Annotated in this window: 18 protein-coding genes; 15 read left to right on the top strand and 3 right to left on the bottom strand. The window is 32.0% G+C overall.

The features are described 5' to 3' along the window. Positions 1-97 precede the first annotated feature (97 nt). The 3 genes from B5D15_RS04915 (at position 98) to B5D15_RS15250 (ending at position 2,819) form a co-directional block, all read left to right on the top strand. Positions 98-1,489 (top strand): SLC13 family permease, encoded by a 1,392-nt coding sequence (locus B5D15_RS04915; RefSeq protein ID WP_242948691.1) that lies wholly within the window; start codon positions 98-100, stop codon positions 1,487-1,489. A 453-nt stretch (positions 1,490-1,942) separates the two neighbouring features. Then, a complete protein-coding gene (locus tag B5D15_RS04920) occupies positions 1,943-2,623 on the top strand; it encodes a rhomboid family intramembrane serine protease (protein WP_078696009.1) in 681 nt (226 codons plus the stop codon). Positions 2,624-2,711: 88 nt separating this feature from the next. Continuing rightward, positions 2,712-2,819: an ABC transporter ATP-binding protein gene (locus B5D15_RS15250; protein ID WP_143287206.1), complete on the top strand. Its 108-nt coding sequence runs from the start codon at positions 2,712-2,714 to the stop codon at positions 2,817-2,819. A gap of 103 nt (positions 2,820-2,922) precedes the next feature. On the opposite strand, the gene hepT is transcribed toward B5D15_RS15250, so the two are convergent. Together hepT and mntA are read right to left on the bottom strand one after the other, a co-directional pair. Beyond that, positions 2,923-3,336: a type VII toxin-antitoxin system HepT family RNase toxin gene (hepT, locus tag B5D15_RS04925; protein ID WP_078696010.1), complete on the bottom strand. Its 414-nt coding sequence runs from the start codon at positions 3,334-3,336 to the stop codon at positions 2,923-2,925. Continuing rightward, a complete protein-coding gene (gene mntA / locus B5D15_RS04930) occupies positions 3,326-3,736 on the bottom strand; it encodes a type VII toxin-antitoxin system MntA family adenylyltransferase antitoxin (protein WP_078696011.1) in 411 nt (136 codons plus the stop codon). Before mntA ends, hepT begins: the two co-directional genes overlap by 11 nt. Positions 3,737-4,032: 296 nt before the next feature. Between mntA and B5D15_RS04935 the strand changes: the two genes are divergently transcribed. Beyond that, the gene (locus B5D15_RS04935; RefSeq protein WP_078696012.1) at positions 4,033-5,157 is read left to right on the top strand and encodes a radical SAM protein; all 1,125 of its coding nucleotides are present in this window, start codon (positions 4,033-4,035) and stop codon (positions 5,155-5,157) included. A gap of 57 nt (positions 5,158-5,214) precedes the next feature. On the opposite strand, the gene B5D15_RS04940 is transcribed toward B5D15_RS04935, so the two are convergent. Continuing rightward, positions 5,215-5,781 carry a TetR/AcrR family transcriptional regulator gene (locus B5D15_RS04940; protein ID WP_078696013.1) on the bottom strand — a complete coding sequence of 189 codons (567 nt, stop codon included), beginning with the start codon at positions 5,779-5,781 and terminating at the stop codon, positions 5,215-5,217. A 174-nt stretch (positions 5,782-5,955) separates the two neighbouring features. Between B5D15_RS04940 and B5D15_RS04945 the strand changes: the two genes are divergently transcribed. The 11 genes from B5D15_RS04945 to B5D15_RS04995 all read left to right on the top strand — a co-directional run bounded on the left by B5D15_RS04945 (position 5,956) and on the right by B5D15_RS04995 (position 20,732). Next, positions 5,956-8,028 (top strand): efflux RND transporter permease subunit, encoded by a 2,073-nt coding sequence (locus B5D15_RS04945; protein WP_078696014.1) that lies wholly within the window; start codon positions 5,956-5,958, stop codon positions 8,026-8,028. Positions 8,029-8,062: 34 nt separating this feature from the next. Then, entirely contained in the window at positions 8,063-9,607 is a 1,545-nt protein-coding gene (locus B5D15_RS04950; RefSeq protein ID WP_078696015.1) for a YhgE/Pip domain-containing protein, read from the top strand. Between the two features lie 178 nt (positions 9,608-9,785). Further along, positions 9,786-10,976: an MFS transporter gene (locus tag B5D15_RS04955; RefSeq protein ID WP_078696016.1), complete on the top strand. Its 1,191-nt coding sequence runs from the start codon at positions 9,786-9,788 to the stop codon at positions 10,974-10,976. A gap of 137 nt (positions 10,977-11,113) precedes the next feature. Then, positions 11,114-12,253 (top strand): CdaR family transcriptional regulator, encoded by a 1,140-nt coding sequence (locus B5D15_RS04960; protein WP_078696017.1) that lies wholly within the window; start codon positions 11,114-11,116, stop codon positions 12,251-12,253. 206 nt (positions 12,254-12,459) lie between these two features. Then, positions 12,460-13,785: an enolase C-terminal domain-like protein gene (locus B5D15_RS04965; protein ID WP_078696018.1), complete on the top strand. Its 1,326-nt coding sequence runs from the start codon at positions 12,460-12,462 to the stop codon at positions 13,783-13,785. Between the two features lie 66 nt (positions 13,786-13,851). Continuing rightward, positions 13,852-14,880, top strand: coding sequence for a tripartite tricarboxylate transporter substrate-binding protein (locus B5D15_RS04970; protein WP_078696019.1), 1,029 nt, complete (start codon positions 13,852-13,854; stop codon positions 14,878-14,880). A gap of 78 nt (positions 14,881-14,958) precedes the next feature. Then, complete coding sequence (locus B5D15_RS04975) at positions 14,959-15,369, top strand: tripartite tricarboxylate transporter TctB family protein (RefSeq protein ID WP_078696020.1); 411 nt, start codon at positions 14,959-14,961, stop codon at positions 15,367-15,369. 20 nt (positions 15,370-15,389) lie between these two features. After that, positions 15,390-16,877 carry a tripartite tricarboxylate transporter permease gene (locus B5D15_RS04980; RefSeq protein WP_078696021.1) on the top strand — a complete coding sequence of 496 codons (1,488 nt, stop codon included), beginning with the start codon at positions 15,390-15,392 and terminating at the stop codon, positions 16,875-16,877. 31 nt (positions 16,878-16,908) lie between these two features. Next, the gene (gene garD / locus B5D15_RS04985) at positions 16,909-18,426 is read left to right on the top strand and encodes a galactarate dehydratase (RefSeq protein ID WP_078696022.1); all 1,518 of its coding nucleotides are present in this window, start codon (positions 16,909-16,911) and stop codon (positions 18,424-18,426) included. Positions 18,427-18,559: 133 nt separating this feature from the next. Further along, positions 18,560-19,462 (top strand): 4-hydroxy-tetrahydrodipicolinate synthase, encoded by a 903-nt coding sequence (gene dapA / locus B5D15_RS04990; RefSeq protein ID WP_078696023.1) that lies wholly within the window; start codon positions 18,560-18,562, stop codon positions 19,460-19,462. Between the two features lie 22 nt (positions 19,463-19,484). Then, entirely contained in the window at positions 19,485-20,732 is a 1,248-nt protein-coding gene (locus tag B5D15_RS04995; RefSeq protein WP_078696024.1) for a glycerate kinase type-2 family protein, read from the top strand. Positions 20,733-20,751 lie beyond the last annotated feature (19 nt).

Below are 20,751 nucleotides of genomic sequence, written 5' to 3' on the forward strand. Positions count from 1 at the left end.
AGATGCTTAGAAAATTTATCAGACATTTGGGATGTATTTTAAAATCAGCTCGATAAAAAAATCACAAACTGGACAAGTAAGATTCGGAGGAGGAGATATGTCAATGAATATTGAGGCAAATAAGAAAAAACTTATCGGGTGGATTATCAGCATATTAGTGCCAGCAATAATTGCTTTTGTTCCGGTTTCGCCAAATTTTACACAAAATTTGAAGCTGTTTTTTATAATTACTTTGTTTGTTATTCTAATAATTGCTTTTGAACTTCTTCCACAGCTGATTTCAGCTTTTCTCCTTCCTACATTATATTTGGTTAGTGGACTTGTGCCAATTGAAATTGCTTTTAAGTCATGGACGAGCACTACTGTTTGGATGGTTTTAGGTGGACTTATTTTCAGCAATGTGCTTGATGATTGCGGCCTTTTAAAACGTATTGCTTACTATGTTATAAGTAAATGTGGGGGTACATATGCCGGCACTGTATTTGGATGCTTTTTTATTGGCATTGCTCTTAATATAGTTACATTTTGTTATGGCTGGCTTGTTTCCAGTGCATTGGTATTTGGTATTTGTAAAGCGATGGACCTGAAACCTTCAAGGGAATCGTCTTTGGTGTGCTTTGCTGGAACGATAGGAGCCACAGGAGCTACAATATTTATGTATTATCCAGGTTACTTTGCTCTTATGGAGACAGCAATAAGAAAATTTATTCCAAATTATAGAATGAATATGTTTTCATCATTTATGTATAATGGATTTGCGGTTATCTTCTATATCTTAACACTTATTATACTGATGAAAATTTATAAAACAAAGGATATGGACGTAAAGTTTGGTAAAGAGCTTTTTGAAGAAAAATATAAAGAGCTCGGGAAAATGAGTGTTAAAGAGAAAAAATCAGTTGTAATGATTGTACTTCTGCTTGTGTATCTTTTTACAACAGGATTTACTAAACTCCCAGCAGCATATGGATTTATGCTGATTCCATTTTTGATGTATCTTCCAGGTATTGATATAGGAGACAGCAAAACATTATCAAAGCTTAATTTTTCAATGGTTTTCTTTGTGGCAACCTGCCTTGGAATTGGAATTGTTGGGGCTGAGGTTGGATTTGGAGATTTCCTATCAAATATTGCGGTGCCTATGCTATCTGGGAAGAGCCCTTTAATAGCATGCATTGCATTTATGTTCATTGGAACGGTTGCTAATTTCTTTATGACACCCTTTGCGATGCTTGGTAGTCTTTCTATTCCTTTTGCACAAATAGCAGTGTCATTGGGAATGAGTCCTATAGCTGCAGTTATGATTCTATTACTTTCATGTGAAATATTGTTATTGCCTTATCAATCAGCAGGGAATCTGATTATGTATTCATATGGTCTGATGCCTATGAAAGATTTTATTAAGCAGGAAGGCTTGAAAGCTTTGATTATGATTGTTGGATTTATTCTTGTGATGTATCCTTTATGGAATCTGTTTGGACTTATGTAACAAAGAATAATAAGAAGTTGCCACACTAACTTAATTTTTAGTTGGGTGGCAGCTTCTTTTTTGTAAAAATATATACTATTTTATGTTCTAATAATTCAAACGTTGAAAAACAGAAAATAGATTGGTATAATTTACATAAACAAATGCAACTCTAACAATTATTCCATGAAAATAATCTAATAAAAGAGAATCAAAATCTGCATAATGAAATTAACTTACTTAAAAATGAAGTGGATAATTTAAAATTAAGAAATACTAACGATAAAACTGAATAATAATATAAATGATTTTTAATAAATTAGAGCATCCATAGTTTTGAGAAAATAAAGCTATTGATGCCTTTTTAATTATAGAAATAAAAGAACATAAAATTATTTTAGAACTATAAATAGTGATTTGCATATTTATACTATTTAAAGCATGTATAAATTAATTAATAAAAAGGAGAAAAAAATGATACCTTTAAGAGATATAAATCCAAGCAGAAAAAAACCTTATGTGACAGTACTTATAATAATTATTAATATTTTTGTATTTGCTTTTGAATCTGTTTTACCCTCGAATTTAACAGTATCTTTTATTCAATTTTTTGGTTTTATACCCCATGAATTTACAAAGTCTATATCACGTATGTCAATAGATTATATTGGAGCTAATATTATTACAATATTTACAAGTATGTTTATACATGGAAGTTTTATGCATCTAATTAGTAACATGTGGGCTCTTTGGCTATTCGGAGATAATGTAGAGGATAGGGTGGGGCATTTTAAATTTTTGATAATATATCTATTTAGCGGATTTATTGCAGCAATTTCTCATTATTTATTTAATATTAATACTCAAGTAGTAACGATAGGAGCTTCAGGGGCAATTGCAGGGGTAATGGGAATTTATTTTGTTTTATATCCTTTTGCAAAAATAAGGACTCTTTTTTTACTTTTGTGGCTGCCAGTTTTTATTAATATTCCAGCATTTATATATATTGGATTTTGGTTCATATCCCAAATATCAAATGGCATATTAACTTTATTTGGACCAGTTTATGGATTTGGAATTGCATGGTGGGCACATATTGGAGGATTTTTATATGGAATTTATATTGGTAGGAGGTTAAGAAGAAGCTATTTATAAACGCTTTGAAAAAATTATAAAAGATAAAACATCGGTAATAATTACCCATCGTTTAGGAGCAGTACGTTTTGCAGATAAGGTTTTGGTAATGAATAAAGGAAAAGTTGCAGGCTTTGGAACACATGATTATCTTCTTGAAAATAATGACGAGTATAAAAATATGTGGACTGCACAATCAAAATATTATACGAATTGAAAATAAGAGTCTGTAAATAAATTTATGTAAAATTAAAAGCCTCTTTCTTGGAAAAAATTAAAATTAACCAAGCATGGGGCTTTTTAAATATTTATACATATTTTTATAATCTTGTTTTTTGAATTATTGCCTCAGTGAATTCTTTAAAATCCACCAAATGATTTTCTATAATTTTTTTAATAACTGATAAATTAACAGCTTGATAATCATGTACAACTATGTTTCGAAAGCCTACCATACGCTTCATTTTTATTGCTAAAGTATCATTTATAATTCCATTTTGATATAAAAGCTCAAAAGCATCTCTGCTATTTTGAGGAATACCAAGCTTTTCATCTGCAGCAATATGCATAGCCAAATCTATACATGCTTCACATGCTCTTTGAATATTTAGTATTATGGAATCCTGCTTAGTATAATTTCTAAGATTTTCAGGATTATTATCATATTCTTCGTGAATTCTTTTAATACATCTTTCTATTATTTGTATTTTATTATAAACAATATCAGTTATCATATACTTTTCCCCTTTTTTGTATACTTTCCAGTATAACTGCTCTTTCTTCATTTAAAATTGCATAATCTTTAAATGCAATCATTTCAAAATATTTACGCCTTGTATTATCAGAGCAGTATATAACCTCTCCTGTTCCAACAACCTGTGCTTTAAAAACTGAAGAGGAATTTTTCAAATCTATTAAATCTACTTCTTTTTTTAACATATCAGCTAAATCCTGAGCTTTTATAAACAAATCATAACCAGATATATTATTATCACTTAAAAATGCTATATCTATATCGCTGTCTTTTCTAAAATTTCCTTTTACAGCCGAACCAAATAAATATATAACATATGGATCAAAGTGTACTATAAGAAATTCAACAATTTTGCTAACAGTTTTTTCATCTAAATACATAGCATCACCACCAGAATAAAAGATAATATAATTATAGCATATTTGTTAGTTATGCCCAAGCGTCAAGTATCTAATTCATGTTGAATGTTTCAAACTGCTAAAGCTGATAAATAAATGATTTATTTACGAATGCATTAGAGGAAATAATATTTTTTGTAGACAATTTGAATAAAGAAATATAAAAGTTGGAGTCAATTCGCTAATTATGATATACTCTTAAATATAAAGAGTCTTATATTTACTAATCGCTACACTTATAAATATTGTACTAATAGATTTATTCAGGAGGATACATTATGAAGATTTCGAAGAAAGATGCACTAATGTGGTTTCAATTTTTTTCTATGCTGCCTGAGGATGAGGAAATTATGACAAAACAGCAGGAAATAATCTATGCAACCTTTGCACAAATCGAAGCAGCAGTAGAACATAGAAATGATATATTAAAGTCAGAAATTAAGGGCTTAAAAACTTTAAAAAATAGAACTTTTTTTGTAGGAGATGAAAACAAATTTCCAAAAGGATGCAAATCCTGTCTTTTAGGGACTGGTTTGAGCGCAGTTAGGAAAACAAACAAATGTAATATAGAGTGTAAGTTCTGTTATAATTATGGACAGCTCAATGATATTCCCCCAGTTGGTGAAGGTTTGTGGGAAATTGGAGGAACAAAATTCTATGAGAAGGATATCGATTTGCTTCTTTCAATACATGAGAAACCAACAGGTATTGCCTATGTTTATTTAGAGCCCTTTATGGAAATTGAAAAATATTATTCAGTAATAAAAAAATTCAGCGATGCAGGGATTCATCAGCATCTATATACAAATGGAATTTTAGCAACTGAAGAGTCCTTGAAAGCATTAGGTGAAGCTGGTCTTGACGAGATACGCTTTAATCTTGGAGCAACTAACTGTTCAGACAAGGTTATTGAAAATATTAAAATAGCAAAAAAATATATTAAAAACGTAGGTATTGAAACTCCAATGACTTTAGAGTTTTTTAACACTTTCTTTAAGAAAAAGGAATCTATATTAAATACAAAACTTGATTTTATAAATTGTGCGGAATTGCATTTAAATGAGAATAACATTGGAAATTATCTTGGAGATAACATATATATTTCAAGATTAGGATATATATCTCCAATTTGGAGCAGAGAGCTGACTTTAAAATTTATGAAAATAGCTGATGAAGAGAAGTGGGATTTAGTTGTTCATGACTGCTCAAACTATACAAAATTTGCAAGAAGCCTAAATTTAAGCAGCAAGGAAGGCAAGTGGTTTGGACATAGCAATTATGGCTGTGAGTTTCAAAGAATACCTTTCGAAGCATTTTTACCAATACTGCGAGATGAAAACTTTAAATTTTTAAGTGAAGAAGAAATGATAGAGGGCTATAGAATAGGGGAGATTATTTTTTAAAGAGCTTTGTTAATAAGAAACAAACTTTATGCTGCAATAAAAAGCCTTAATTGACTATTATTTTGATGTGTTATATGTTGTAAGCTTTATAATCATTTCAGCCATAAATCGAGTAGATTTATCCATGCCATCTTCAAGCCATTTTTGAATGATGCCTACACAGCCGGTTATGGTATAGGAGTAGATATATTCGGCATATTCTTTTGAAAAGATTCCTTCATTTGTTAAATTTATAAGATTTTTATCATAAACAAGCATCATCACTCGCTTTTGAAAATCGAGGTCGCCTTTTTTGCTCAGCAGCAATTTGCACAGCTGAGCATTTTCTTTTATGTACTCAAAAATCTTTTCAATCAATTCAACATCGTTAAAATGGTTATCTTTTCTAGCATATTCAGAAATATATGCGCTAATATTTTCAAGTAGTTCATTTTCGATTTTTCTCATAAGATCATACTGATCGTTATAATGAGCATAAAATGTTGCTCGATTTATGTCTGCATCTTCGCAGATTTCTTTTATTGTTATTTGAGTTATGTCTTTTTTGCTAAGAAGTTTTATGAAACTTTCTTTCAATACCATTTTTGTGTATTTTACCCTTCTATCATCTTTAGAACTTCTCACTTTTTTCCCCTCCATTTTTAAAAAAATGTAAATTGTTAAACATTAATTACTATTTTGTTTGACAACAGACATATTAAAAATATCTGTCTGTTGACTATTAAACACAGTGTTTATTATATTGTAAGTATAATAAATAGTCAATATAGTGAAAATAAAAGTCAAGGAGGATATTTAATGAATAAGCTCTGTGAATTTGTTATTAGATACAAAAAGGGCGTTATTATTACATTTTTAATATTTGCAGTTTTTGGGGCATTTTTTGCATCAATTGTTTCAATTAACTATAATATGACAGATTATCTTCCTGAAAAAACAAATTCAACAACAGCGATTAAGATAATGGAGAATGAATTTAAAGATGAAATACCTAATGCTAAAGTTATGATTACAAATGTAACAATTATTGAAGCACTAAAGTATAAAGAAAAGATTGCCTCAATAGATGGAGTAAAATCAGTAAACTGGATAGATGATGTTATTGGAATAGATACACTTACTACTACTCCGGTTGAATTTTTAGATGAATCTATTCTTAAAAACTATTATAGAGACAATAATGCTTTGTTTACAATTACAATTGAAAGAGGTAAGGAAAAAAGTACAGTTAACTCAATTTATGAATTAATTGGTAAAGATAATGCTGCTGCGGGTAATGCAGTTAATACAGCATTATCACAGAAAATGTCCTATTCTGAAGTTATTAAAGCATTTGAAATACTGCTTCCTATTATTTTAATTATATTGATTCTGTATACTACATCCTATATTGAACCATTATTATTTTTGATTTCTATCGGTATCGCTATTATTATCAATATGGGTACAAATGTATTTTTAGGAGAAATATCATTTCTAACGCAATCAATAAGTCCTATATTACAGCTTGCGGTATCCCTCGATTATTCAATTTTTCTGCTGCACAGCTTTAACGAATACAAAGAAGAGTTTGATGCAGAGGAGGCAATGAAGCTTGCGATGAAAAAATCTATTACATCAATTGCCGCAAGCGCCGCTACAACTATTATAGGCTTTTTTGCATTAATGTTTATGCGTTTTGGAATAGGTAAAGACTTAGGACTAAATTTAATAAAAGGTATATTGCTTAGCTTTATCTCGAGCGTGATTTTTTTGCCTTCTATTACACTGACTTGTTATAAGTTAATCAATAGAACAAGGCATCGAGAGATGATTCATAAATTTAAAGGTATAGGAAAGAACCTTTTAAAGATAAATACAGCGGTATTAATAATTGCTGTAATTGTTTCTGTTCCCAGCTATTTAGCTAAATCAAATGTTGAGTTTGTATATGGGAATGGAAGTGCAGCTAAGGCATCCCGAACTATGAAGGATGCTGTACACATTGAAAAAATCTTTGGAAAGGAAAATATACTCGTCTTGCTTGTACCAAGAGGACATACAGATAGAGAGTTAAAGCTTTGTTATAAGTTATCAGATATTCCTCACATTGACAGTGTTATCTCCTATGTTACTGCAGTAGGCGCACAAATTCCTGCTGAATATTTACCTAAAGAATTAGTAGAGAATTTTTACTCAAATAATTATGCCCGTATTTTTCTTTATACTGATTTGCCTGAGGAAGGAATTGAAACTTTTAAAACAGTTCAAACTGTTTTAAATACAGCTGCTGAATATTATAATACATATTATTTAGCAGGGGAGTCAGCTTCTCTTTATGATATAAAAAACGTGGTTTCAAAAGATACGAAACTTGTAAATTTAATAGCAGTTATCGGAATATTAATTGTTCTATTATTAACTTTTAAGTCTATTGTTAGTCCTTTATTACTGCTGTTTACTATTGAATCAGCAATATGGATTAATCTTTCCTTTGCATATTTTTATGGGAAGACCTTTAACTTTATAGGATATCTGGTTATAAGTACGGTACAGCTTGGGGCAACAGTTGATTATGCAATACTCATGACAGAACGATATTTAACATGCAGAAAAGAATTAGAGAGTAAATATGCTATGGAAAAAACTATTGATGATAATTTAATTGCCATTTTAGTATCTGGAGCAATACTTTCAACGGCAGGTTTTATTTTAGCATTAACGTCCTCTAATCCAATTGTTTCTGAACTTGGCAATCTGCTTGGAAGGGGTACTTTGCTTTCCTTTATAATGGTTGCTTGTGTACTTCCTGCTCTGCTAATACATTTTGACACAGCTATTCAAAGAACAACTTTATACAGAATATTTAATGTCTATTATAGAAAAAAATAGCCTATTGAAAATATTGTAAAGGAGAGAAGATTGCATGAAAAAAGTTTTAGTTGCTGTTTTATCAATTATATTGGCATTAGAACTTTCAGTACCATCTTATGCATTAGATATTATGCCTAAAAAAGAGGAGGTAGTTTATGGCCTTCTAAGTACAAATGGAAGCGTTAAGAATATTTATGTAGTCAGTATTTTTGATAAAGGAGAGATTATTGATTATGGTAATTACTCAAAAATAATAAATATGACTACGTCTGATAAGTTAAATATAAATGGTGATAAGATAACCGTAAACACCGCAGCTAAAAAACTGTACTATCAGGGTAATCTCGTATCGAAAGAACTTCCGTGGAACATTTCACTTAAATATATGATAGATGGGAAAGAAATTTCAGGTACAGAGCTTGCTGGGAAAAGCGGTTTTCTTAAAATTATGATGTCTATAAAGCAAAACCCTGAAGTAAACAGTACTTTTTTTAACAACTATGCATTACAAATAGCTATTTTACTTGATACAAAGCTGTGCGATAACATAAAAGCTGATAATGCCACTATATTAGATGCAGGAGGGAAAAAACAAATAACATATATAGTATTGCCAGGTAAAGGCGCAGATATTTCTGTTACAGCAGATGTACATGATTTTGAGATGGATTCTGTTACAATTAACGGCATAAAGCTATACCTTGACATGAGTATTGACACTGATAAGTTTACACAAGAAATATCTAAGCTCTCTGATGCAATAAAAAAGCTTGATGATGGGTCAGGAAGTCTTTTATATGGGGTAAATCAGCTTTCAAACGGAATTAAAAAGTATACGGAAGGTCTTAAAGCATTTAATGAAGGTCTATCTGAATTTAATGATGGAACAAATAAACTCAGCGCAGGGGCAGATAATCTTGAAAAGGGTTTATCAGAATTGTCAAAGCAGAATGATGCTTTAGAAAAAGGTGCTTTATCAATGCAGCAATATGTATTTGATACAATAAACTTAAAGCTCTCTGAAAAGGGTTTAAAGATTCCTGCTTTAACACCAGATAATTATAGCATGATTTTGTCTGACATTCCTGAGCTTGTATCAGTAAAAAAGCAGCTTGACAGTATTGTAGAATATACAAGAGGACTTAAAGGCTACATGAATGGTGTTACAAAGCTTAATGCAGGAGCAGTAGATTTAGCAAAGGGCTTATCACAATTAAATGCTTCTTCATCAAAGATTTCTTATGCTTCTGAGGAGTTATATAATTCTATGTCTGAAATAAACTTGGCAGCAAAAAAGCTTCAAAAGGGCATAGCTTCTTATAAAGAAGGGACAGCTGATTTAAGAAGGAGAACTTTTAATATTGATAATGAAATAAATAAAATAATAGATGAAACCATTGATGATATTTTAGGAAGCGATAGTAAAGCAGTATCCTTTGTGTCAGAAAAAAACACAAATGTATCCTCAGTACAATTTGTTTTAAAGACTGATGGGATAAAATTATCAAAGACAAAAAAGACATTTAAAAAATCTAAAACATTAAGCTTTTATCAGAGACTTTTGAAGCTGTTTGGATTATATAAAACCGAATATTAATAAACCGTCTTGATAATTTTTAAATATATCAGGAGAATCTCCTGATATATTAATTTTTTGTTTTAAAAAACAATTTTCATGTATTTCCATAAATCCTTTTTTATTATATCATTTAGAGTGGGGCTGTAGAAATTTTTCACTTGTAAGGCTAAAATATACAGAAAAGAGGAAAATAGAAATGAGTGATAAGAAATTAAAATTATTATTGCTTTTAATTATTTATATTTCTTTTATTAGTTTGGGGCTTCCTGATTCCATGTTAGGTGCTGCATGGCCGACTATTCGCGCTGAGATGTTGCTGCCTGTTGCAGGTGCTGGTTTGATTTCTATGATAATTTCAAGCGGAACAATTTTTTCAAGTATTATGAGCGGAAAATTTATAAATAAACTTGGAACTGGAAAATTAACATTGATAAGCGTTTTTATGACTGCAGCTGCTTTGCTTGGATTTTCACTTAGCAAAAACTATTTATGGCTATGCATTATGGCAGTTCCTTTAGGATTGGGAGCAGGTGCAGTTGACGCAGGTCTGAATAATTTTGTGGCTTTGCACTTTTCAGCAAGGCATATGAATTGGCTGCATTGCTTTTGGGGTATTGGTGCAACGCTTGGGCCTATTATTATGTCTAATGCCATTGCAAATGGGGGATTGTGGAGGAGAGGATACTTAACTGTTGCAATCATACAAATATGTCTTGTAACTATTTTATTTATTTCCCAGCCTATTTGGAATTCTTTTAAGGTTAATATAAAAGATGAAATAAGCATCAGTGATAATAGTGATGAAGTATTTAAATTAAAGGGGATATATATTGCGTTTATTGGATTTTTCTGCTATTGTGCATTAGAGTCCACCTGCGGACTTTGGGGTGCAAGTTATCTCGTACAGATAAAAGGTATCGCTCCTGACATTGCGGCAAGGTGGATATCTATGTATTATTTTGGCATTACAATTGGCAGGTTTATAAGTGGTATTATTACAGTAAAATTCAGCAATACTTCTTTGATACGTATAGGTCAAACAATAATTGGAATAGGAGTTATTTTACTTTTAATAAATAATGTATATTTCAATTTTTCAGGATTGATTTTTATTGGTATAGGATGCGCTCCAATCTATCCTTCTATGCTGCATGAAACTCCAGTTCGATTTGGCAAAAACAATTCAAGCAAATTGATGGGACTACAGATGGCCTTTGCTTATATAGGAACAACTCTTGTTCCACCTTTATCTGGGTTGATTATGGGAAAGGCGGGAATGCATTTGTATCCAATATTTATTTTAGTGCTGCTTATTATAATGACTATAAGCAGTGAAAGAATAAACGTGATAGTATCAAGAAGAGGAATAAGCGTGGGGGATAATTAAAATTAGTATATTCTTTAAAAAGAATTAAAGGGATTTTAAAACTAATCTTTTATATATTTGTTTAATTGACATGCTAAATTACCTACTATAAAATAGAAGTAATATTTGAAATTACATGTGAGAGGTGATGAGTTGGTATGTCGATTTTAGAGCCAGCTTTAGCACAAAAATTCATTGATAAAACAGCCAAACATCTTGAATATAATATTAACATCATGAATGATAAAGGTACTATAATTGCAAGCAAGGATTCTACGAGAATTGGAACTTTTCATGAAGTTGCCTACCGCATGCTTAATGGGACAATTGAAACTGGTGTTGTTAATGAAAGTCAAAAATATATTGGTACAAAACCAGGAGTTAATCTTTTTATTGATTATAAAAATAACCATGTAGGTGTTATTTGTGTAACGGGAAATCCAGAAAATGTACATGCTTTTGCACAATTGGTTAAAATATCAATGGAAGCAATGCTTGAGTATGAACTTCAGATGGAGGGTGACAGGCGTAGAGAAAATAAAGCTGAGCGTTTTTTGCATTATTTACTTTATGAGGATAAGATTGATTTATCAATTGGAAATAAAATGGCTGAGGAGCTTAATTTTAATAGGGATTTAATTAGAGTTTGTATAATAATAAAATATAATAAAGATTATAGTTCAAAAAAAATAATAAATGCTTTAAATAGTGTTGAGAGCTGGTCATATCAGGATTTGGTCACAGTTGCAAGAAATGATGATATCATTTTATTTAAGGTAATTGGTGACAAAATGTCTAATGGAATTAGAGATTATAAAAATATAATTACAGAATTTATTAATCATTTCTATGAAAAATTGCCAAAAGAATACGAGATAAATAAAATTGGCTTTTTTGTAGGATCAATACAAAAAAATATTGATAAATATAGATGTTCTTATATACATGCACAGGAGTTAATAATTAGAACAAAAGAAATTAGCGGTATACATTTCTTCAATAATAACATATTAAATTATTATAGAAGCCTTGCAACAATTAAAGCATATGATGAGGTTTTTAACGTATATGATGAACTATTTAGCGATGAAGAAAAAAAGATGCTTGTTGAACTTGTAAAAACTCTTTACAAAAATAATTACAATATTGTTTACAGCGCTAAAGAACTTTATATACACAGGAATACGCTTCTTTTTAGATTGAATAAATTTAAAGAAATGTTGAATATCGATCCTGTATCAAATGCAGATGACAGAGAATTTTTAAACGAACTTGCTTATTATTTTAGTAAGAAGTAGAATTTATTATTAATGATAAAATGTAATAAACTTAAAATAATAAGTAAAACACAAATTGTTGTATGCTATGTACATGCTATACAACAATTCGTGTTTTTTTTATACTCTAATAACATGTTAAAAAGTTAGCGAATACTTCATAATTAAATTAAAAGAGACAATTTTCTGACATATAAAATATTAATTCTTGGAGGAGATGTGAAACCATGACACCAAAGATTGTAAAAATGGAAGTCTACCCAGTCGCGGGCAAAGATTCAATGCTATTGAATTTAAGTGGTGCCCATTCTCCCTATTTTACAAGAAACATTGTTATATTAACAGATAGCAATGGGGAAATGGGAGTTGGAGAAGTCCCAGGAGGAGAGAAGATTACAGTAGCACTTGAAAAAGCAAAGCCTTTAGTAGAAGGTACAAGTATTGGTGACTATAAAAATACACTGTTAAAGGTTAAAAAGTCGTTACAAGGTTATGAAGAAGATGTTCGAGGACAGCAAACCTTTGATTTAAGGACCGGTGTACATGTCCTTACTGCAATAGAAGCACCTTTACTTGATTTATTGGGAAAACATTTGGGTGTACCTGTAGCATCACTTCTTGGTGATGGTATGCAGCGAAATAAAGTCAGGATGTTAGGATACTTATTTTATATAGCTGATAGAAAGAAAACAGATTTAAATTACTACAGTAATCCTGATGCAGAATGTGAATGGTATCGCCTTCGTCACGAAGAAGCAATGACTCCAGAGGCTATTGTTGCTTTAGCAAAGGCTGCAAAGGAGAAATATGGATTTTCTGATTTTAAATTAAAGGGAGGAGTTTTGGAAGGTAAGGAAGAGATAAAGGCAGTAAAAGCCTTAAAAGAAGCCTTCCCAGATTCAAGAATTACTCTTGATCCTAATGGTTGCTGGCTGCTGAAGTATGCAATAGAGTTATGTAAGAACATGCACGGTATTTTAACCTACTGTGAAGATCCATGTGGGGCTGAAGGTACATTTTCAGGCCGTGAAATTTTAGCAGAGTTTAGACGTGCAACAGGACTTCCAACTGCAACTAATATGATAGCAACTGACTGGAGGGAAATGGCGCATTCAATTGCATTGCAATCAGTAGATATTCCTCTTGCTGATCCACATTTTTGGACTATGTCAGGATCAGTTCGCGTTGGGCAATTGTGCAACGATTTTGGACTAACCTGGGGATGTCATTCAAATAATCATTTTGATATATCCCTTGCTATGGTTGTTCATACTGCTGCAGCAGTTCCAGGGGAGCTAAATGCAATTGATACCCATTGGATTTGGCAGGAAGGAATTGAAAGATTAACTAAGGAACCAATGCAAATAGTAGATGGATGTATAGAGGTTCTGGACAAGCCGGGGCTTGGAATAGAAGTTGATATGGAGCAAGTTTTAAAAGCACATAAGCTATATGTTGATAATTGCCTTGGTGCAAGGAACGATGCTATTGGAATGCAGTATTTGATTGAAGGTTGGAAATTTGATCCCAAAAAGCCATGTATGGTAAGATAAATTGTTAAAATTAAAATATTAAAGGATTAAATTATTAAAATTTATATAAATTAAAGGGGGATATTTATGAAAAAAACATTAGCTGTTTTATTAATTGCAATTATGTGTACATTCACATTTGCAAGCTGTAAAAAACAAACTAAAAATTCTTTTGAAGGTCAAAATATAAGGGCTGTTATAGGTTCTACATCAACAAGTGGCGACTCCTATATGATAGCAGATATAACATCTCGTTATCTTTCAAAGCAGTTAAAAGCCAATATAAAGGTTGATGCTGTTGGTGCAGGTCCTGCTCTTCAAACAATTTCAACAGCAAAGCCAGATGGTAAGACAATTATGATTTTCCATGATATGACTTATTTAGGAGTTTTATTTGGTGCCTTTGATAAAAAGTATGCTCTTGAAAATATGGTTATAGGGCCACGTGTTGGTATCAATCCAGGTGCAATATTTGCAGCAAAAGCATCAGCACCATATAATAATATGAAAGAAATGGCAGAATATTTAAAGGCAAATCCAGATAAGCATGCTCGTGTTGCTGTAGAAGCAGGAGGAGTATCACATATTGGTTTTATATCATATTATGAATGGGTTGCTAAGCAATATGGACAAGATGTTGCAGACAGGGTTGACGTTGTTATAGGAGGGTCAACTGCTGATAAATGCCAAATGCTATGGGATGGAAATGCTGATGTAATCTTTGCAGATTATTCTTCACTATTACAATATACCGATCCCAAGGTTGAAGATAAGCTTAGAATGAAGTTTGTAGGCTTGTTAGATAAAATTGACGGTGAAAGCTGTCCAACATTTGCAGAGATGGGCATAACTTTAAATGGGGAGCCATTTGTATTCTCAAAGGAGTTTATAATATATCTTCCAAAGGATACACCTGCAGAATTAGTTAAGGAGCTTGATGCAGCTGTAAGTGAAATTTCAAAGGATGAAACATTTAAGGCTGAAATGGCAAAATTAAAATATAAGGTTGATTATCTCTCAGCTGAAGAAACTAAAAAGCACATAATTGAAAAAAGAGATTCACTTGAAGCTTTAATCAAAGCAGCGCCATCATTAGATAAATTAACAGAAAAATAATATTGACAGTTAGGGTAAGGGTAGGGTTAAAAGCCTCTGCCCTTATTCTTAGTAAACAGGATAGTTAGGAGGATAAGGATGTTTGACTTATTTAAAATTAAAATAGTCTATTCAAAGTCCCATTGGGTTATGCCTAAGATTATTATCGGAGTGCTTATAATATTAGGTATTATAATATTAATTCAAGAGTCAATGAAAGCAAAAAGAGAGAACAGGCCACTTTTTAATTTTAAAGGCAAAAGATTTTTTGTAGAAAACTATGATAAGCTTAAGCTGTTCGGTTCAATAGCTCTTTTAATTATATATATATATGCTATGAAATTTTTAGGCTTTATATTTGGAAGCATTATCGTAATATCATTATTTAATATATTATATTCTCCTAAAAAGGATAAAAAATCTATTTTAATCTGTATAGCAATATCAGTTATAGAAACTCTTATCTTATGGTTTGTATTTGGATACTTATTTGAAATAACTCTACCATAAAGAAAGGATTGGTGAATTTTGTGATTACGTTTGGTATTGTTCAATTTTTTGCTGCGCTTATAGGTGTTATAATTGGCATAATATTTGGAGCCTTGCCAGGAATGACAGCAACTATGGCGGTAGTTGTATTTCTTCCTTTAACCTATGCTTATGACTTAAGTACTTCCTTATATCTTCTTCTTGGCTTATATGTAGGAGGTATAAGTGGAGGGTTGATACCTGCAATACTTATTAACATACCTGGAACACCATCATCAATAACTACAGGCTTTGATGGGTATCCTATGGCAAAGCGCGGTGAAGGTGTTCGCGCATTAAGAATTGGAATTACAGCTTCATTAGTTGGAGGCATTATAAGTTTAATTGTATTGGCATTTTTTACACCGGTACTTGCCCGTTTTGCAATAAAATTTTCAGCAGTTGAAAAGTTTTTAGTAATACTTTTTGCTATGACAGTTATTGCAGCTTTATCAAGGGGAAATATGACAAAAGGTATTTTTTCTGGTTTTTTGGGCGTTCTAATTTCTCTTATTGGTATTTTCCCAGACAATCAGATGATGAGGATGGTACCAAAGATTTTTGCTGATCAGCTAAGAGATGGTTTTCAACTTCTGCCGGTACTAATAGGGTTATTTGCGTTTTCACAGATGTTTGAACAAGCAGAAAATGGCATGAAAGATACCTTTGTAGAGGAAGATGTTTTAAAAGGTAAGCAGACAAGGAAATTTTCTTTTAAAGACCTTAAAGGGCAGAGTATAAATTTGATTAGGTCAAGCTTAATTGGAACATTTATAGGCGTTTTACCTGGAGTTGGAGGCAGTGCAGCTTCACTTATGTCCTATTCACAATGCAAAGCCTGGTCTAAGCATCCTGAAAAATTAGGAACTGGACAAGTTGAAGGACTGGTTGCAAGTGAAGCAGCAAACAACGGATTAACAGGAGGGGCATTAGTTCCACTTTTATCTCTTGGAATTCCAGGTGACTCAACAACTGCTGCCTTAGTTGGTGCTTTCATGCTTCAAGGTGTACAAGTTGGACCTTTGTTTATATCTCAAAATCCTAAACTTTGGTATACAATTTTATTTGCATTATTATTATGCAATATACTTATGTTTATTGTAATGTTTTATCCTATAAAATATCTTGCAAATATTATTAAAGTACCTATGAGTAAGCTATATCCTGCAGTTGTTTTGATGAGTGTTGTAGGAGCATTTTCTGCAAGAAATGGTAATATGTTTGATGTAGTTACATTGATTGTTTTTGGCGTTATTGGCTATTTATTTGGCAAAATAGGTTTGCCAAGCACCACTTTTTTAATAGGATTCATTTTAGGAAGGGATTTGGAGAAATATTTTGTTGATTCTCTAAAGGGTTCTGGAGGAAGCTTATTAGTATTCTTCCAAAGGCCAATGGGATTAGTAATATGGGGCTTAATAATTATATTCTTAATTTATGCTTTCTTTGATAATAGGAGGGCACGTAAGCAAAATTCAGCAGCAGCATAAATTTTATTGACAATAAAAAGGAGGGAAAAAATTGAGTGCTCCGTTATATATTAAGATTAACGATAAGGATAATGTAGCAATTGCAGTAAAAGACATTAAAGCTGGAACTGAAATAATGGATGGGATAATAACATCTCAGGACATACCCCAGGCTCATAAAATTGCCTTAACTAATATTCCTAAAGATGGTGAGATTATTCGCTATGGTGTGGTAATAGGATATGCTATAAATCCTATTAAAAAAGGTGACTGGATTAATGAAAAGATGCTTAAATTACCAACCCCACCATCATTAGATGATATGAAGTTTGCAAAAAATATAGTAACTGATTTGCCTGAGCATCCAGTTAAAACATGGCAAGGATACGTTAATCCAAATGGGGGATATGCAGGTACAAGAAATATATTAGGTATTATTACAACTGTCCAATGTGTAACTGGTGTGTTAAATGTAGCGATAGATAGAATGAAAAAAGAGCTTTTACCAAAATATCCTAATGTTGATGATATAGTGGCAATTAATCATGCCTATGGTTGTGGAGTTGCAATTAATGCTCCTGAGGCAAAGATACCAATTCGAACTATTAAAAATATAGCCAAGCATCCTAACTTTGGAGGAGAATTGATGGTTGTGGGGTTAGGGTGTGAAAAATTGACTGTAGATATGATTTTAGATAAAGCTGATATTTCTCCGGATAACGTTATTATTCTTCAGGATATAAAAGGGTTTGAAGCAATGATAGAAGCCCTTATGGAAATGGCAGATAAAAAACTTTCAAAGTTAAATGAAAGAAGGCGTGTAGAATTACCACTATCTGACTTAATAATTGGTATGCAGTGTGGAGGAAGTGATGCATTTTCAGGTATTACTGCAAATCCAGCAGCAGGCTATGCAGCAGATTTGCTTGTAAAGGGAGGAGCTACAGTCCTTTTTTCTGAAGTAACAGAGGTTAGAGATGGAGTTCATATTATTGCTGAGCGCTGTATTGATGAGGAAGTTGGTAAAAAGCTGGCAGATGAGATGAGGTGGTATGATAACTATCTTGAAAAAGGTGAAGTAGATAGAAGTGCTAACCCAACACCTGGGAATAAAAAAGGAGGATTATCTAATATCGTAGAAAAAGCTATGGGCTCTATTGCAAAATCTGGAACTTCACCAATAGTTGAAGTACTATCTCCTGCAGAGCGCCCTACAAAAAAAGGGCTGATTTTTGCTGCAACCCCTGCAAGCGATATAGTCTGTGGACCATGTCAGCTTGCTTCAGGTATAGGCCTTCAAGTGTTTATGACTGGGCGAGGCACTCCATATAGTTTAGCAGTAGCTCCAGTTGTAAAAGTGTGCTCAAGGAATGATATGAAAGATTTGTGGTATGACCTTATAGATGTTAATGCTGGTCCAATTGCATCAGGAGATGCTACAATACCAGAGATTGGAACTTTATTGTTTAATTTAATAATAGATGTGGCAAGTGGAAGGAAGAAAAGCTTAGCTGAAAAATATAAACTTTATAATGATTTTTGCATTTTTAATCCTGCGCCTATTACCTGATAAAAAATTGTATATATCGTACAATAATATTCAATAATTTAATACATGATTAACATGTTAAAAAGTTTGAAAATATTTTAAATTATATTTAAACAGAAGAGCAAATAATGTAAAAGCCATAAAGGAGGTTCACATGTTAAAAGTAGAAGATTTAAAAGGAGTAATCCCCCCAATTGTAACTCCTGTGGATGATGAAGAAAATGTAGACGAACAAGGCCTCAAAAAAGTAATTGATTATGTTATTAGTGGAGGAGTTCATGGTGTTTTTGTACTTGGGAGCAATGGGGAATTCTATGCATTCGACTATGAAAATAAAAAAAGAGCTGTTGAGATAACAGTAAGACATGTAAATAAAAGAGTCCCTGTGTATGTAGGTGCCAGTGCTATTACAACAAAGGAATGTATTAAATTAGCTAAGATGGCTGAAGAGGCAGGGGCAGACGCAGTAACTGTACTTACACCTATGTTTATAAAACCTAATGAAAAAGAAATGTACAACCATTTTGAAGCTATTGCTAAATCAACGAGCCTTCCTGTGATTTTGTATAATAACCCGGATAAAACTACAAATAATATTTCTGTTTCACTGCTTGAAAAATTATCAAAGATTGAGAATATTATAGGAATTAAAAATACATCCTTTGATTTTGCTCAAACAGTAGAATATATAAGAGTTACAAGGGATAATAAAAATTTTAAAGTACTTAGTGGGTCAGATTATTTGATTTATGCAACTTTAGCTTACGGTGGAGCAGGTTGTGTTGCTGGTACAGCAAATGTAGCTCCAAGATTAGTAGTTGATATTTATGAAAAATATATGGCTGGGGACTATAAAGGAGCGATAGATGCTCAATACAAGCTTATTCCTCTAAGAAATGCATATAATTATGGGAGTTTTCCAGTACCTATGAAGGATTGCCTGAATATATTAGGGTTAGAAATAGGGCATCCGGTAAAACCAATTGACCACTGCAGTGAAGAAAAGCTTCAGGCAATTAAAAAAGTTTTAGATGATTTAGGTTTAACCAATATGTAGTATGAAAGAGCGGTGTATCTGAATGAGTACAATCAGGGAAGATGCCTTAAAAATTATAGATGAGTCTATTAAAGCTGTAATGCCAGAAGCAGCTGTTATAAAAGCCCTTGAAAATAAAGTATTTGAAGGCAATGTAATTGTAATTGCTATTGGAAAGGCTGCTTGGAATATGGCAAAAGCTACTAAGGATACATTAAAAGATAAAGTTACAAAGGGCATTGTTATTACAAAATATAATCATTCTAAAGGTCCTATTGAAGGCTTTGAAATAATTGAAGCAGGCCATCCAATCCCGGATAAAAATTCAGTGTTAGGGGCTTCAAGGGCTATAGAGATAGTTTCAAATTTAACTGAAAAAGATAATGTAATATTTTTAATTTCCGGTGGAGGATCAGCGCTATTTGAAAAGCCAGCAGATGGAGTGGAGCTTGAGGATATAATTGATATTACAGATCAGCTTTTATCCTGCGGGGCTGATATTGTTGAAATAAATACTATAAGAAAGCATCTTTCGGCAGTTAAAGGTGGAAGGTTTGCTCTTCTGTGTAATAAAGCAAAAATTTATGCAATAGTGTTATCTGATGTAATTGGTAACAGATTGGATTCAATTGCTTCAGGTCCTGCTTATCCTGATAGTTCAACATCACAAGAAGCTATAAGCATTATAGAAAAATATGGTTTGAAAGTTAGTGAGCGTTTAATAGATGTTTTAAAGTTAGAAACCCCAAAGAAAATAGATAACTGCGAAACGGTTATTACTGGGAGCGTTGATGCTCTATGTGAGGCAGCTTCAAAAGCAGCAGAAAAATTAGGATATAATGTTGTGTTTTTAACATCAACGTTAGAATGTGAAGCAAAAGAGGCAGGCAGGTTCATTTCAGCAATTGCAAGGGAAATTAAAAAAGGCTCTTCAAGTATAAAACCTCCTTGTGCAATAATCGCTGGTGGTGAAACGGTTGTGCGTATCACAGGAAGTGGAAAAGGCGGAAGAAATCAGGAATTAGCATTATCAGCAGCTTTAGGTATTGAAGGCCTTGAAAATGTTGTTATATTTTCAGTAGGTTCTGATGGAACTGATGGACCAACTGATGCAGCAGGTGGTATTGTTGATGGACAGACAGCAAATAGAATAAGGAAAACAAAAATAGAACCTGTTGTTTATCTTGATAATAATGATTCTTATAATGCACTAAAATCAAGTGGGGATTTAATTATTACAGGTTCAACAGGTACAAATGTAAATGACTTAATAGTTTTATTAATAAAATAATTTATCAGTAGAAAGGGGT

This window comes from Caloramator quimbayensis (assembly GCF_900167605.1).
GTDB lineage: Bacteria > Bacillota > Clostridia > Clostridiales > Caloramatoraceae > Caloramator_B > Caloramator_B quimbayensis.